This is a genomic window from Stenotrophomonas sp. Sm2128 (assembly GCF_030985535.1).
Lineage (GTDB): Bacteria > Pseudomonadota > Gammaproteobacteria > Xanthomonadales > Xanthomonadaceae > Stenotrophomonas > Stenotrophomonas maltophilia.
The window spans coordinates 1-14,833 of sequence record NZ_JAPTFQ010000029.1; the positions used below are offsets into that span (position 1 = coordinate 1).

A 14,833-nucleotide genomic window follows, 5' to 3' on the forward strand; every position below is an offset into this window, starting at 1 on the left:
ACCGGCATCGGGACCGGCATCGGGACCGGCATCGGGACCGGCATCGGGACCGGCATCGGGACCGGCATCGGGACCGGTAGAGTCGACTGTTAGTCGACTATCGCGCGATCGCGCGGGATTTTCGGCGTCCGAATCAAGAGCAGTCGACTAACAGTCGACTCTACCCGTTTCCGCTTTGCGGAAACAAAAACGCGCCCCGGAGGGCGCGTTTCTGCAGCTGTCGCCGGAAAGAAGGCTTACGCCTTCTTTTCCGCTTCCAGCTGCTTCCTGATCTGCGCATCCACCGCTGCAATCGCGGTCATGTTCAGGATCCTGCGCGAGGTCGCGCTGGTGGTCAGGATGTGCACCGGCTTGTTCACGCCCATCAGGATCGGGCCGATCGCCACGCCGTCGGTGAACACACGCACCAGGTTGTAGGCGATGTTGGCCGCTTCCAGGTTCGGCAGCACGAACAGGTTGGCGCGACCCTGCAGGGTCGAGCCCGGCAGCAGCTTCTGGCGCAGCGCTTCATCCCATGCGGTGTCGCCCTGCATTTCACCGTCCACGTTCAGACGCGGGTTGCGCTTGAGCAGCAGCTCGCGCACCTGGCGCATCTTCAGCGCGTCCTTGGAATCGTGGCTGCCGAAGTTGGAGTGCGACAGCAGCGCCACCTTCGGCTCGATGCCGAACAGCTTCATGCGGTAGGCCGCCTGCAGGGTCGCTTCGCACAGCTGCTCGGCGGTCGGGTCTTCCTGCACGTGGGTATCGACGAAGAAGAACACGCCCTGCTGGTTGATCACGCCTGTCATCGCAGAGGTCGAGGTGACCTTCGGCTCCAGCGGCAGCACGCTGCGCACGTAGCCCAGCTTCTTGTGGAAGCGGCCGACGATGCCGGTCAGCATCGCATCGGCTTCGCCACGGGCCACCATCACCGCCGCGATCAGGGTCGGGCGCGAACGCATCAGGTTCTTCGCCGCGGCCACGGTCACGCCACGACGGCCGGTCAGGCCGTGGTAGTACTGCCAGTATTCGTTGAAGCGCGGGTCGTCGTTGATGTTGGTGACTTCAACGTTCTCGCCGATCTTCAGGCGCAGGCCGAGGCGCTCGATGCGCGATTCGATCACTTCCGGGCGGCCGATCAGGATCGGGTGTGCCAGGCCGTCGTCGACCACGTTCTGCACCGCCTGCAGCACCACTTCCTCTTCACCTTCGGCGTACACCACGCGCTGCTTGTCGCTGCGCGCGCGGTCGTAGACCGGCTTCATCATCAGGCTGGTGCGGTAGACGAACTGGGCCAGCTTGTCACGGTAGGCGCCCATGTCCTCGATCGGGCGCGAGGCCACGCCCGAGCCCATCGCGGCCTGGGCCACGGCGGCCGACAACTCCACCAGCAGGCGGCGGTCGAACGGGCGCGGGATCAGGTATTCACGGCCAAAGCTCGGCGTCTCGCCACCATAGGCCGAGCCCATGTCGGTGGCCGCACGACGGGCCAGCGCCGCGATGGCACGCACGCAGGCGATCTTCATTTCCTCGTTGATCGCGGTCGCACCCACGTCCAGCGCACCGCGGAACAGGTAGGGGAAGCACAGCACGTTGTTGACCTGGTTCGGGTAGTCCGAACGGCCGGTGCCGATGATCGCGTCCGGACGCGCGGCGCGCGCCACCTCCGGCATGATCTCCGGGGTCGGGTTGGCCAGTGCGAAGATCACCGGGTCCGGCGCCATGGTCTTGACCATGTCGGCGGTCAGGATGCCCGGTGCCGACAGGCCCAGGAAGATGTCCGCGCCGTCGACGATCTCGGCCAGGGTGCGCTTGTCGGTGTCGCGCGCATAGCGCTGCTTTTCCGGATCCAGGTCGGTACGACCGGTGTGGATCACGCCCTCGCGGTCGAAGGCCAGGATGTTTTCCGGCTTCAGGCCCAGCTGCACCAGCATGTTCACGCAGGAAATGCCGGCCGCGCCCATGCCCGTGGTCGCCAGCTTCACGTCCTCGATCTTCTTGCCGGTGATCGCCATGGCATTGAGCACGGCCGCACCGACGATGATCGCCGTGCCGTGCTGGTCGTCATGGAACACCGGGATCTTCATGCGCTCGCGCAGCTTGCGCTCGACCACGAAGCATTCCGGCGCCTTGATGTCTTCCAGGTTGATGCCGCCGAAGGTCGGCTCCAGCGAGGCGATGATGTCGACCAGCTTGTCCGGGTCGGTTTCATCCACTTCGATGTCGAACACATCGATGCCGGCGAACTTCTGGAACAGCACGCCCTTGCCTTCCATCACCGGCTTGCCGGCCAGCGCGCCGATGTTGCCCAGGCCCAGCACCGCGGTGCCGTTGGAGATCACCGCCACCAGGTTGCCGCGGGCGGTCAGCTCGCTGGCCTGCTGCGGGTCGGCCTTGATCGCTTCACAGGCGTACGCCACGCCCGGCGAATACGCCAGCGACAGGTCGCGCTGGGTCAGCATGGGCTTGGTAGCGGAAACCTTGATCTTTCCCGGCGGGGACATCCGGTGGTAATCGAGGGCGGCCTGTTTGAAATCTTCGTTGGACATCGATGTGGGTTACATGAATGGGCAGAAGGGACAGGGGATGATACCCCCGTTGGAGCGTCTGGACCTGTCGCTATCCTGTCGCAGGCATGCTGCGACTGCACAATTCCGTGCCGTATGCGACGGTACCGGGATGCCAGCATCGGCGCCCCCGATGACAGCCATGGGACGCCCTGAAACGCCGCGGGGCCGTACCACTGTCGTGATCGGCCCCGCGGTACCACACACCTGGGTCAGCCCTTGGCCGGCAGCGCCTCGGGCAGTGCGTCCACCGGCGGCGGCAGCTCGCTTTCGCGGCCATCCAGCGCCAGCTGCAGGCGGTTGCGGTCCAGCGCGCCTTCCCAGCGCGAGACCACCACGGTGGCCACCGCATTGCCGATGAAGTTGGTCAGCGAGCGGCATTCGCTCATGAAACGGTCCACGCCCAGGATCAGCGCCATGCCGGCCACCGGTACCTCCGGCACCACGGCAAGGGTGGCGGCCAAGGTGATGAAGCCGGCACCGGTGACGCCGGCCGCACCCTTGGAGCTGAGCATGGCAACCAGCAGCAGGGCGATCTGGTGGCCCAGGGTCAGTTCGGTGTTGGTGGCCTGGGCAATGAACAGTGCCGCCAGGGTCATGTAGATGTTGGTGCCGTCCAGGTTGAACGAGTAGCCGGTCGGGACCACCAGGCCCACCACCGACTTGCTGCAACCGGCGCGTTCCATCTTCTCCATCAGCGACGGCAGCGCCGACTCCGACGAGGAAGTGCCCAGCACCAGCAGCAGCTCGGCCTTCAGGTAGCGCGCCAGCTTGAACACCGAGAAGCCGCACAGTCGGCAGACCACACCGAGGATCACCGCCACGAACAGGAACGCGGTGAGGTAGAACGAGCCCACCAGCCACGCCAGGTTGACCAGCGAACCGACGCCGTACTTGCCGATGGTGAAGGCGATCGCGCCGAAGGCACCGATCGGGGCGGCCTTCATCAGGATGTGCACCAGCTTGAATACCGGGGCGACCAGCGCCTCCAGGAAGTTCAGGATCGGCTTGCCCTTCTCGCCCACCGAGGCCAGCGCGATGCCGAACAGCACCGCGATGAACAGCACCTGCAGGATGTTGCCGTCGACGAAGGCGCTCACCAGCGTCTTCGGAATGATGTCCATCAGGAAGCCGACCAGGGTCAGGTCGTGCGACTTCTCGACGTAGCTGTGCACCGCGGTCTGGTCCAGCTCGGCCGGGTTGATGTTCATGCCGGCGCCGGGCTGCACCACGTGCGCCACGATCATGCCGACGATCAGTGCCAGCGTGGAGAAGAACAGGAAGTACGCCATCGCCTTGGCGAACACCCGGCCCACCGTGCGCAGATGGGTCATGCTGGCAATGCCGGTGACGATGGTCAGGAAGATCACCGGCGCGATGATCATCTTCACCAGGTTGATGAAGGCATCGCCGAGCGGCTTCATCTTCTCGCCGATCAGCGGTTCGTAGTGGCCGAGGATGGCGCCCAGGACGATCGCCACGATCACCTGGAAATACAGCTGGCGATAGATCGGCAACGGCTTTGCAGGCGCCGGGGCTGCGGTCGGGATGTGCATGGCGGACTCCGGAAGGGGCGTTTTCAGGCACGTACGGCCCCGGGACAGCACGGGAACCGTTACCGTGGAAACTGATCGCAGGCCCTGTGCTGTATGCGCAGGAGGTGCGACCAATGGACGCCTTTGTACGCGCCGGGCACGCCGGCGCAGATAACCTATTGGTACTAGCCCCCCGGTTCAGGTGGCGGCGATGCCTACACTGGCGCCGCACCGCCCGATCCTGGGGAGGCCGGTGGCCCGTGCTGAACGGCCGGGCGCGTCATTGCGAAAGTTTCGGCCCCTGCGGCCGTTGTTGTCCTGTCCACACGCAATCTGAGAGAGCCGCACCCAACATGCGCCCGATTCCCACCTTGCTGGCCCTGTCGCTGGCCGCGCTTCCCGCCTTCGCTTCGGCTGCCGATTTCGACAACTGGCCGACCAAGTACGCCTTCGGCGACGGCACCGAGTTGGCCGCTACCGCCAACATCGCCTACGACTACAACGATTTCTCCTCGGGCAGCGGCCTGGAGGACGACGACGCCGTGCGCCGCAAGGAGTTCGGTGCGACGCTGAAGAAGAAGGGCGTCTACGACGCGATGGTCTACTACGACTTCCAGTCCGATACCTGGCTGGACGTGTTCGTGCGCTTCGAGAGCAAGGCCTTCTTCGGTCGCGACATCGGTCGCTTCCGCTTCGGCTATATGAAGACCCCGGTCGGCCTGGATGCGAACACCTCTTCGCGCGCCGGCAGCTTCCTGGAAACCGCGCTGCCCGTGCAGGCCTTCTACGAAGGCCGCCGCACCGGCGTGGAATGGGTGCTGGAGCGTCCGCAGTACCTGCTGCAGGCCGGCGCCTATGGCGGCAAGGACCTGCAGGGTGACAACCCCGGCACCACCCAGGCAGTACGTGCGGTGTGGACCCCGGTGAAGGCGCCGGGTGACGTGATCCACCTGGGCCTGGCCTACTCGCAGGAAAATCCGCGCGGTTACAGCGATGGCCGTGACGTGCACCACGAGGCCAGCGCGCGCCTTCGCGCACGCCCGGAAGCCGGCCTGACCGACATCCGCTACGTCGATTCCGGCGCCCTGGTCACCGCCGACCAGATCCGCCGCACCGGCCTGGAAGGCATCTGGATCCGCGGCCCGTTCTCGCTGCAGGCCGAAGCCCTGCGCGCTACGGTCACCCGCCATGACGGCAAGCCCGACTACACCGGCAGCGGCCAGTACGCGATGGCCAGCTGGGTGCTGACCGGCGAGTCGCGCCCGTACAACGCAGGTGCCGTGGCCAACATCAAGCCGGCGCACGACTACGGCGCGGTGGAACTGGTGGCCCGTTACAGCCGCATGGACCTGGACGATGGCAGCATCCTTGGTGGCCGCCAGCACGACCTGACCCTGGGCGCGAACTGGTACCTGACCAGCCACTTCAAGTTCCAGGCCAACTACGTGAAGGTCGACGCCAGCCGTCGTGGTGTGCACAGCACGCCGGAGATCTTCGAGCTGCGCGCGCAGATGCACTTCTGACCCCTTCCACGTCAGATCCCGGCGGGCGTGCACGTCACGCCCGCCGGCCCTGCGTAGACTGCCGCCATGTACTGGCTCAGCCGCCACCGGATGCTGTTGCTGACCATCCTGGTGATGGTCGGAGGCACCGTGCTGTGCGCGGTCGCCGCCGGCCACTACGCCTGGCGGCGCGCCCTCGGCGAGGAAAGCAGCCAGGTGCAACGCCAGCTGCAGCTGTACGGCCAGGGCCTGCAGCAGCGCATCGACCGCTTCGGCACGTTGCCGCAGGTACTGGCGCTGGATCCGGATCTGCTGCACGCCCTGCGTGTGCCGCCCTCGCCCACCGAACAGCAGCGGCTGAACCTCAAGCTGCAACGCGCCAATGAAGTCACCCGTGCCTCGACCCTGACCCTGGTCGGCCACGACGGGGTGGCAGTGGCGGCCAGCAACTGGGACCAGCCGACCAGCAACGTCGGCGAGAACTACAGCTACCGCCCCTACTACCGGCAGGCACTGGCGCAGGGCCGCGGCCGCTTCTACGGCATCGGCATGACCACCGGCGTACCCGGCTACTACCTGTCGCAGGCCATCGAGGAAGACGGCAAGCGGCTCGGCGTGGTGGTGATCAAGGTCGAGCTGTCGGCGCTGGAACAGGAATGGTTGAGCAGCCCGGACGTGGTGCTGGCCAGCGACGACCATGACGTGGTGTTCCTGGCCAACCGTGACAGCTGGCGCTACCGCCTGCTGCGCCCGCTGGGCGCCGATGAGCGCCGCGAAATGCTGGACGCCCGCCAATACGCCGACCGCGCGTTGCAGCCATTGCGCGCGCGTACTGAAGACGTGCTTGCCGATGGTGGCCGCATGGTGCGCCTGCTCGATCCCGCACTGCCGCAGCTGATGCTGTGGCAAAGCCTGCCGCTGCCCGCCGAAGGCTGGAACCTGCATCTGCTGCACGACGCCAGCGCCGCCACCGCCGCCGGTCGCGCGGCCGCCCTCACCGGAGGTGCCGCGTGGCTGGCGCTGGGCTTCCTGGTGCTGTTCGTGCAGCAGCGCCGACGCCTGGCCAAGCATCGCCTGCGCAGCCGCCGCGAACTGGAAACCCTGCTCAAGCAGCACGCACAGGAACTGCGCACCGCACAGGATGGCCTGCTGCAGGCGGCCACCGACGCCGACAGCGGACTCAGCCGCAGCCTCGAACACCTGCCGCAGGGCGTGGTGGTGATCGACCGCGAACTGCGCCTGGTCGCGTGGAACTCGCGCTACCTGGAACTGTTCCGTTTCCCACAGGACCTGGTTCGCGTCGGCCGGCCGATCGAGGAACTGTTCCGCTTCAACGCACGCCGTGGCCTGCTCGGTCCGGGCCCGGTCGATGAAGCAATCGAGCGTCGCCTGAACCACCTGCGCAGCGGCCGCCCGCACATGCGCGAGAGCGAGAAGGACGACGGCACGGTGCTGGAGATCCGTGGCAATCCGCTGCCTGACGGCGGCTTCGTCACCAGCTATGCCGACATCACCAGCTACAAGAACGCCGCGCGCGAACTGCGCTCGTTGGCCGATGCGCTGGAGCACCGCATCGCCGAGCGCACCCATGATCTGGAAGAAGCACGCCGCGAAGCCGAGCAGGCCAACCGCTACAAGACCCGTTTCGTTGCCTCGGCCGTGCACGACCTGCTGCAGCCCCTCAACGCGGCGCGCATGTTCGTCTCGGTGCTGCGCGGCAAGCTGATTGACCCGGCGCAGCAACAGACCAGCGACCACATCGATGCTGCATTGGCCGCGCAGGATGCGATCCTCAACAGCCTGCTGGATATCGCGCGCCTGGAATCGGGCAGCCTGCCCACGCGCGTACAGGCGTTCCGGCTCGGGCCTTTGCTGCAGACGCTGGCACGCGAGTTCGGCATCGCCGCGCAGTCGCGTGGGCTGGTGGTCGACTGGGTCGATACCGCTGCGGTGGTGGTCAGCGATGAAGTGCTGCTGCGCCGCATCCTGCAGAACTTCCTGTCCAACGCACTGCGCTACAGCGAACGTGGCCGCGTGCTGCTCGGCTGCCGTCGCCGCGAAGGCCTGCTGTGGATCGAAGTTCACGACCAGGGCCCCGGCATTCCCGATGCGCTGCAGGGCGAGATCTTCGAGGAGTTCCGCCGCCTGCACGACGGCCAGCAGCGCGGCGCCGGCCTTGGCCTGGCGATCGTCGACCGCATCGGTCGGCTGCTCGGCCACCCGATCCGCCTGCGCTCGCAGCTGGGCCAGGGCAGCGTGTTCGCGGTGGGCGTGGCGTTCGGCGAAGCCAGCGCGATTCCCGCTACTGCTCCTGTGCCGGTGCTGGTGCAGGAACCGGCCGCGGACAATCCGCTGCGCGGTCGCCGGGTGTGGGTGATCGACGACGATCCGCACGTCTGCGCCGCCAGCCGCGCGCTGCTGGAGCGCTGGGGCTGCGAGGTGGCGCTGGCCGACGGCCCGCAGGCGGCGCTGCAGCTGGCGGCAACAGGCGCGGTGCCGGAACTGGTGCTGCTGGATGTGCGCATGGGCGATCACCACGGGCCGGTGCTGTACGAGACGCTGGCCGAGTTGTGGCAGGCCCGCCCACCGGTGGTGCTGGTCACCGCCGAGCGCGATGCGGGATTGCGTGAGATGGCCGCCGAGCGTGGCTGGAAACTACAACCCGATGCCGGCGTCGCCCTCAGGCTCCAGCGCCTTCACCAGTACCGCTGCCTGTGTGCGGCTGTGGCATTCGAGCTTCTTCAGGATCGCAGTGACATGTACCTTCACCGTGTTCTCGGCCAACCCCAGCGTGTAGGCGATCTGCTTGTTGAGCAGGCCATCGGCCAGGCACAGCAGCACGCGGAACTGCTGCGGGGTCAGCTGGGCCAGGCGGCTGGCCAGCAGTGCGTCGGCCTCGGAGCGTTCGGCGGCCATCGCCGGGAACCACAGGCCACCATCGAGCACCGCCTGCACCGCCTCGCCGATGGTCTCGGCCGGAGCAGACTTTGGAATGAAACCAGCCGCGCCGAACTGCTGGGCACGACGGATCACCCGCGGATGGTCGTTGGACGAGAGGATCACCACCGGGATGTCCGGATGCGAGCCGCGCACGTGCAGCAGCGCGGAGAAACCGTGCGCGCCGGGCATGGTCAGGTCCAGCAGCACCAGGTCCACATCCGGGTGGGCATCCAGCGCTTCGGCCAATGCCTCGGCGCTGGCGACCTCGCGCACCTGCGCCAGCGGCAGGCTCTGCCGCAACGACTGCACCACCGCCGAACGCAGCAGCGGGTGGTCATCGGCGATCAGGATGGTGTATTCGCTCATGCCGCCATTGTACGGGCAGGCCGGAGCCTCAGCGCCCCGCCGGCTCCACGCTGCTGCGCCAGGCGTCCAGGAACTGGCGGCGCTTGAGCGCGTCCAGGTACACCAACAGGCCCGGGCCGAGCTGAATCGGACGGCGGCTGCGGCCGGGCGCATCGTCGCCACGTGCGTTGCCGGTCACGATCGGCATCAGGCGTGCCTCGCGCGACAGCACCTGCTGGCCACGCGGTGACAACAGGTAGTCGAGGAAGCGCCGGGCTTCTTCCGGGTGTGGGCCGGTACGTGGAATCACCGCGGTACGCAGCACCACCAGCGTGTAGTCCTCGGGCTCCACGATCGCCAGCGGCGCACCCGCGTCGATGCGCGCCTGCGCGTAGGAGCCGAGCACGTTGTAGACCAGCGACAGCTGTCCGCTGGCGACCTTGTCCAGCAGCACGCCGGTGCGCTCCTCGCGCACCACATCGTTGTCGCCCAGCGCGCCCAGCAACGCGCCGGCGATGCTGCCACGCTGCGCATCCTGCGTAGACAACAGGTAGCCGACACTGCTGCGCTCGATGTCATAGGTACCGACCCTGCCGCGCAGCGGTGCCCCCTCCGCGCGCAACCGGTCCAGCAGTTGCCGACGCGTGTGCGGCACCTTCGCAGCCGGCAGTGCGCGGGTGTTGTAGACCATCACCACCGGCTCGTAGCTGATGCCGAAGGCCTCGTTGCGCCACTGCGCCCAGGCCGGTAGCGCAGCGGTCTGCGCCGAACGATGCGGCAGCGCGTGGCCGTCGTTGACCAGCTTGGTCTGCAGGTCCATGCCGCTGGAGATCAGCAGGTCCGGCGATGCCGGTCCGCCGCGGTCGTGCAGGTACCGCGCGTACAGGTCCTGGGTGATGATGTCCTCGTACACCACCTCAGTGCCGGGGTACAGCCGCTGGTAGTCGGCAATCACTACCGCGAACACTTCGATGTCGGTGGTGCCGTGGATGCGCAGCTGCGCAGTGGCCTTTGCCTGGGCCGGGAAGCGGCGCACGTCGCCCGGTGCTGCAAGCACCGGCAGGGCCAGCAGCAAGGCAACGGCAGCAGCGAACAGGCGGATCATGGAGTGCTCCGGGGCAGGCGGATGGTGGCGACCAGCCCGCCCTGCGGACGGTTGCTGAGGTCGATGCGACCGCCATGGCTGTCGACCACGCGCTTGACGATGGCCAGGCCAAGCCCGGCGCCGCCGGACGGCGCGCCTTCGCCACGGGCGAAGCGCTCGAATACGCGCTCGGCATCGGCGGCCGCGATGCCGGCACCGTGGTCGGCGATGGTCAGCACGGCCTGCCCGCCTTCCACGGTCAATGCGATCTGCAACGGACCGTCACCGCCGTACTTGAGTGCGTTGTCGACCAGGTTCTTGATCGCCTCGCGCAGCAGCAGCGCATCACCGTGCACCTGCACGGGTTCGGCGGTCATCGCCAGTTGTACGCGCGGTGCCGGGCCGGCCTGCGGCAGTGCCTCATGCAGGGCCTGGTGCACGGTCTCGGCCAGGTCCACCGCTGCAAAGCGCTGCAGATGCGAGCGATGGATCACGCTGGCATCGCTGAGCAGCTGGTTCAGCAACCGGCTCATGTGGGTGGCATTGCGTTCGATCGCCTGCAGGCTGCGCCGCATGTCCTCGGGGTCGTCGTCATCCAGCGCCAGCTGTGCCTGCGCGCGCAGGGCAGCCAACGGCGTACGCATCTGGTGCGCGGCCTCGGCCATGAACGCGCGCAAGGTCTCGTTGCTGCTGGACAGTCGTTCCATGAAGCGGTTCAACGCCGCCACCATCTGGTCCATCTCGCGCGGCACGCGCGCATCCAGCGGTTTCAGATCGGACGGCTCGCGGCGCGACAGCTCGCGTTCCACCCGCACCAATGGCCGGAACGCGCGATGCACGCCAAAGGCCACCAGCGCCAGCAGCAGCCCGGACAGCACACCGATCGCCAGCAATGCACGGTTGACCATGTCCTGCGCAACCGCTTCACGTGCACGCCGGGTCTGGCCGACCTGCACCTGCACCTCGCCCTGCGCCGACGCGGCGGCGAAACTGCGGCCGACCACCACGAAGCGCACGGTCTCGCCGCTGTACGCCGCATCAAACAGCTGCGGTTGCGTGCCGGGCCGGCGCGGTGGCGCCGGCAGGTCGCCGTAGCCGGTGATCAGGTTGCCGCGACTGTCGGCGACCCGATAGAACACACGGTCTTCCGGGGCCATCGCCAGCAGGTCCAGCGCGGCATAGGGAAGATCGACCTGCCACTGGCCATCGACCAGGGCCACCGAATCGGCAATGGACAACGCCGAGGACACCAGAAGGTGATCGTAGGAACGGTTGGCGGCGCGCTGGCCATAGCCGCGCGCGGCAAACAGCAGGGCCACCGCGAACACCGCCAGCAACGCGCCAAGATAGAGCAGCAACGTGCGCCGCAGCGAGCCCGGTGCGGCATTCACGGTACGCGCGTCAGCCATCGGCGTCGGCGCTGCCGTCACTGGCTTCCAGCAGGTAGCCAACGCCGCGCACCGTGGTGATGCGCAGCGGTGCGCCTGCCAGCTTCTTTCTCAGGCGACCCACATACAGTTCGATGGCATTCGGACCGGCTTCGTCGTCGAAGCCGAACAGGCCGTTGCCGATTTCGTCCTTGCCGACCACCTGGCCGAGGCGGCCGACCAGGATCTCCAGCAACCGATATTCGCGGTTGGGCAGTTCGATCGGTTCACCGTCGAGGCTGACCCGGTGCGCGGCGTTATCGAACTGGAAGCCGCCGATCTGCACCACTTCGCTGGCCTGCCCACGCGCACGCCGCAGCAGCACGCGGCAGCGTGCTTCGAACTCGCGGAAATCGAACGGTTTGCCCAGGTAGTCGTCGGCGCCGACATCCAGCGCCTGCACGCGGTCTTCGATGCCATCGCGCGCGGTCAGCATCAGCACTGGCGTGCTGTCGCCGCGCTCGCGCATGCCGGCCAGCACGCGCAGGCCATCGAGCTTGGGCAGGCCGATATCCAGCACCACCAGGTCGAAGCTCTGGTAGCGCAGCACGCTGGCCGCCGCCAGGCCATCGGCCTGCCAGTCCACGGCATGCCCACTGCGGCGCATGCGGCGGATGATCGCATCGGCCAGATCCGGGTTGTCTTCGACCAGCAGCAGGCGCATGGGCACGGGGGTGGGAAGGGAAACGAATGCTACCGCATGCCGCTGCCGCGCTCGCCGCGCCCCGCCCGGAGGTGGCAGCGGGCCGCTTTACGCTGCACCGCACAATCCGTTGACAGGACGATGACAGCCTGCGCGACCCAGACTGCGGCCGCGCACCGTCCGGTGCCCACGACTGCCGCGCGCCTGGCGCGCACCTGGGAGGGTTTGTGGAATTCACGTTTGCCTGGCGGCGCCCTGCCGCCATGATGGCGCTGGCTGCCCTGTCGGCGCCGGCCTTCGCCGCCGAAGACGACCGTCCGGTCACCGCCACCCTCGGTGGTCGCCTGCACCTGGACTTCGCCACCTTCGACAACGACAACCGGGGCACCCCGAACAAGGACGACACCGAAATCCGCCGTGCGTGGGTTGACGTGTCCGGCAAGTTCTTCGTGGTCGACTACAAGCTGGAAGCCGATTTCTCCGGCGACCGCGTCGAGGCCAAGGACGTGTACCTGGCACGCAGCTTCGGCAAGGCCGGCAAGCTGACCGTGGGCCAGTTCAAGCAGTACTTCTCGCTGGATGACCGTACCAGCTCCAACTACGGCAGCTTCCTGGAGCGCGGCAACGCCGGCACCACGCTGGCGCCGCTGTACCGCCTGGGTGCGTCCTGGCAGGCCAACCCCGGTGACTTCACCTGGGCGGCCAGCCTCTACAGCCTGGAGAGCATCGACGCCTGGCAGGTGAAGGGTCGCGCTGCCGGTGGCCGCGTCACCTGGGCGCCCTCGCCCAGCGATGGCGACGTGCTGCACCTGGGCCTGTCGCTGGCCCGCGAGGCCTACGACAATCCCGGCGCCAACGGCGTGCCCGGCCTGCGCATCCGCCCGCGCCCGGCCGGCCATCTGTCCGACAACAGCCGCCTGACCCTGGTCGACTTCTCCGCCGGCCGCGATACCGACGTCAACAAGTGGTCGCTGGAATACGCGCAGGTGCGCGGCCCGCTGTCGTGGCAGGGCGAGTTCAGTGGCGCCACCTTCGACGACGGCGCGCAGCGCGGCGATGTAATGGCGGCCTACGGCATGCTCAGCTGGTTCGTCACCGGCGAAAGCCGTGCCTACGACCGCAAGACCGGTCGATTCGCGCGGGTGAAGGACATCCGGCACAAGGCCGGTGCTTTCGAAGTGGCGCTGCGCTACGACCAGATGTGGGGCGCGCAGCATCTCGACGGTGCGCCGGACCTGCGTCGCGGCAGCACCGAAGCCTGGACGCTGGGTGGCAACTGGTACCTGCGCGACAACCTGCGCTTCATGCTCAACGTGATCGAAAGCCGCAACCGTGATCGCCTGGCCGGGGTGACGGTGGACCGCACGCGCGCGGTCACCGGCCGCCTGCAGTACGACTTCTAGGCCCGACATTCCGGGCATTCCGCCCGGGCCCCTTCCACTCCCCACGTCCTGTTTTCGCAAGGAGTCCGCAGATGATGCTGAGCATCCTCGGCTTTGGCATGGTCATTACGTTCATGTACTTGATCATGAGCAAACGCCTGTCGCCGCTCGTCGCCCTGATCACCATTCCCATCCTGTTCGCGCTGATCGGTGGCTTCGGTGCCGGCATCGACGAGATGATGCTGGAGGGCATCAAGAAGATCGCGCCGACCGGCGTGATGCTGATGTTCGCCATCCTCTACTTCGGGGTGATGATCGACGCCGGCCTGTTCGATCCGCTGGTGCGGGTGATCCTGCGCTTCGTCAAGGGCGATCCGATGAAGATCGTGCTTGGCACCGCGGTGCTGGCGATGCTGATCTCGCTCGACGGCGATGGCTCGACCACCTACATGATCACCGTCTCGGCGATGCTGCCGCTGTACCAGCGGCTGGGCATGAACGCGCTGAACATGACGTGCGTGACCATCCTTGCCGGCGGCGTGATGAACCTGACCCCGTGGGGCGGCCCGACCGCACGCGCGGCCACCGCGCTGCACGTGGACCCGGCCGACGTGTTCGTGCCGCTGATCCCGTCGATGGTGATCGCCTGTGCCGGCGTGCTGCTGCTGGCCTGGTACCTGGGCCTGAAGGAACGCCGACGCCTCGGCGTGGTGACCCTGCCCAAGGGCGGCAGCTGGATGGACAACAGCGTGTCCGATGACAGCAACCCGCTGCCGACCGTGGAAGACGCCGAAGACATCAAGCGCCCGAAGCTGCTGTGGGTGAACCTGGCGCTGACCGTGGCACTGATGACCGCGCTGATCATCGGCGTGCTGCCGATGCCGGTGCTGTTCATGGTCGGCTTCGCCATCGCCCTGGTGATCAACTATCCGAACCTGGCCGAGCAGCGCCGCCGCGTGGTCAACCATGCCGGCAACGTGCTGTCGGTGGTGTCGCTGATCTTCGCCGCGGGCATCTTCACCGGCATCCTCAACAACACCGGCATGGTCGAAGCGATGTCACACAGCTTCCTGGCGGTGATTCCGGAATCGTGGGGCCCGTACCTGGCGGTGATCACGGCGGTGGCGTCGATGCCGTTCACCTTCTTCATGTCCAACGACGCGTTCTACTTCGGCGTGCTGCCGATCCTGTCCGAGGCCGCTGGCAACTACGGCATCACCCCGGTGGAAATGGCACGCGCCTCGCTGGCCGGCCAGCCGGTGCACCTGCTCAGCCCGCTGGTGCCGTCCACCTACCTGCTGGTGGGCCTGGCCAAGGTCGAATTCGCCGACCACCAGAAGTTCACCCTGAAGTGGGCCATCGCCATCTCGATGCTGCTGATGGTCGGCAGCCTGCTGTTCGGCCTGTATCCCCTCGCCGCCTGACCCTT

At 67.3% G+C, this 14,833-nt stretch carries 9 protein-coding genes and 1 pseudogene; 4 read left to right on the forward strand and 6 right to left on the reverse strand.

What is annotated here, in order from left to right:
* Positions 1 to 236: 236 nt before the first annotated feature.
* Positions 237 to 2,528 carry an NADP-dependent malic enzyme gene (locus O0K41_RS10305; protein ID WP_164221681.1) on the reverse strand — a complete coding sequence of 764 codons (2,292 nt, stop codon included), beginning with the start codon at positions 2,526 to 2,528 and terminating at the stop codon, positions 237 to 239.
* A gap of 230 nt (positions 2,529 to 2,758) precedes the next feature.
* Positions 2,759 to 4,102, reverse strand: coding sequence for a dicarboxylate/amino acid:cation symporter (locus O0K41_RS10310; protein ID WP_005410972.1), 1,344 nt, complete (start codon positions 4,100 to 4,102; stop codon positions 2,759 to 2,761).
* 332 nt (positions 4,103 to 4,434) lie between these two features.
* Here O0K41_RS10310 and O0K41_RS10315 point away from each other — a divergent pair, with 332 nt between their 5' ends.
* On the forward strand, positions 4,435 to 5,604 hold the full coding sequence (locus O0K41_RS10315; protein WP_005414426.1) for a porin: 1,170 nt from the start codon (positions 4,435 to 4,437) through the stop codon (positions 5,602 to 5,604).
* A gap of 66 nt (positions 5,605 to 5,670) precedes the next feature.
* A pseudogene (locus O0K41_RS10320) lies at positions 5,671 to 8,292 on the forward strand (PAS-domain containing protein); the annotation flags it as partial.
* On the opposite strand, the gene O0K41_RS10325 reads toward O0K41_RS10320, so the two are convergent.
* The 4 genes from O0K41_RS10325 to O0K41_RS10340 are packed head-to-tail and all read right to left on the reverse strand — an operon-like array spanning position 8,239 to position 12,043.
* Entirely contained in the window at positions 8,239 to 8,889 is a 651-nt protein-coding gene (locus O0K41_RS10325; RefSeq protein WP_005414428.1) for a response regulator transcription factor, read from the reverse strand. The pseudogene O0K41_RS10320 and the gene O0K41_RS10325 sit on opposite strands and share 54 nt — an antisense overlap.
* Positions 8,890 to 8,917: 28 nt before the next feature.
* The gene (locus tag O0K41_RS10330; protein ID WP_164221685.1) at positions 8,918 to 9,973 is read right to left on the reverse strand and encodes an ABC transporter substrate-binding protein; all 1,056 of its coding nucleotides are present in this window, start codon (positions 9,971 to 9,973) and stop codon (positions 8,918 to 8,920) included.
* Positions 9,970 to 11,361, reverse strand: coding sequence for a sensor histidine kinase (locus O0K41_RS10335; RefSeq protein ID WP_164221687.1), 1,392 nt, complete (start codon positions 11,359 to 11,361; stop codon positions 9,970 to 9,972). The genes O0K41_RS10330 and O0K41_RS10335 overlap by 4 nt, the downstream gene beginning before the upstream one ends.
* Positions 11,354 to 12,043 (reverse strand): response regulator transcription factor, encoded by a 690-nt coding sequence (locus tag O0K41_RS10340; RefSeq protein ID WP_019662067.1) that lies wholly within the window; start codon positions 12,041 to 12,043, stop codon positions 11,354 to 11,356. The genes O0K41_RS10335 and O0K41_RS10340 overlap by 8 nt, the downstream gene beginning before the upstream one ends.
* Before the next feature lie 242 nt (positions 12,044 to 12,285).
* Here O0K41_RS10340 and O0K41_RS10345 point away from each other — a divergent pair, with 242 nt between their 5' ends.
* A complete protein-coding gene (locus tag O0K41_RS10345; RefSeq protein ID WP_005410980.1) occupies positions 12,286 to 13,425 on the forward strand; it encodes a porin in 1,140 nt (379 codons plus the stop codon).
* A 74-nt stretch (positions 13,426 to 13,499) separates the two neighbouring features.
* A complete protein-coding gene (locus tag O0K41_RS10350) occupies positions 13,500 to 14,828 on the forward strand; it encodes a CitMHS family transporter (protein WP_012481220.1) in 1,329 nt (442 codons plus the stop codon).
* Positions 14,829 to 14,833 lie beyond the last annotated feature (5 nt).

What these genes read in the sequence shown, in the direction of transcription:
- O0K41_RS10310 (WP_005410972.1), bottom strand. Translation starts at nt 4,102, where the DNA reads ATGCACATCCCGACCGCAGCCCCGGCGCCTGCAAAGCCGTTGCCGATC.
- O0K41_RS10315 (WP_005414426.1), top strand. Translation starts at nt 4,435, where the DNA reads ATGCGCCCGATTCCCACCTTGCTGGCCCTGTCGCTGGCCGCGCTTCCC.
- O0K41_RS10350 (WP_012481220.1), top strand. Translation starts at nt 13,500, where the DNA reads ATGCTGAGCATCCTCGGCTTTGGCATGGTCATTACGTTCATGTACTTG.
- O0K41_RS10305 (WP_164221681.1), bottom strand. Translation starts at nt 2,528, where the DNA reads ATGTCCAACGAAGATTTCAAACAGGCCGCCCTCGATTACCACCGGATG.
- O0K41_RS10345 (WP_005410980.1), top strand. Translation starts at nt 12,286, where the DNA reads ATGATGGCGCTGGCTGCCCTGTCGGCGCCGGCCTTCGCCGCCGAAGAC.
- O0K41_RS10330 (WP_164221685.1), bottom strand. Translation starts at nt 9,973, where the DNA reads ATGATCCGCCTGTTCGCTGCTGCCGTTGCCTTGCTGCTGGCCCTGCCG.
- O0K41_RS10325 (WP_005414428.1), bottom strand. Translation starts at nt 8,889, where the DNA reads ATGAGCGAATACACCATCCTGATCGCCGATGACCACCCGCTGCTGCGT.
- O0K41_RS10335 (WP_164221687.1), bottom strand. Translation starts at nt 11,361, where the DNA reads ATGGCTGACGCGCGTACCGTGAATGCCGCACCGGGCTCGCTGCGGCGC.
- O0K41_RS10340 (WP_019662067.1), bottom strand. Translation starts at nt 12,043, where the DNA reads ATGCGCCTGCTGCTGGTCGAAGACAACCCGGATCTGGCCGATGCGATC.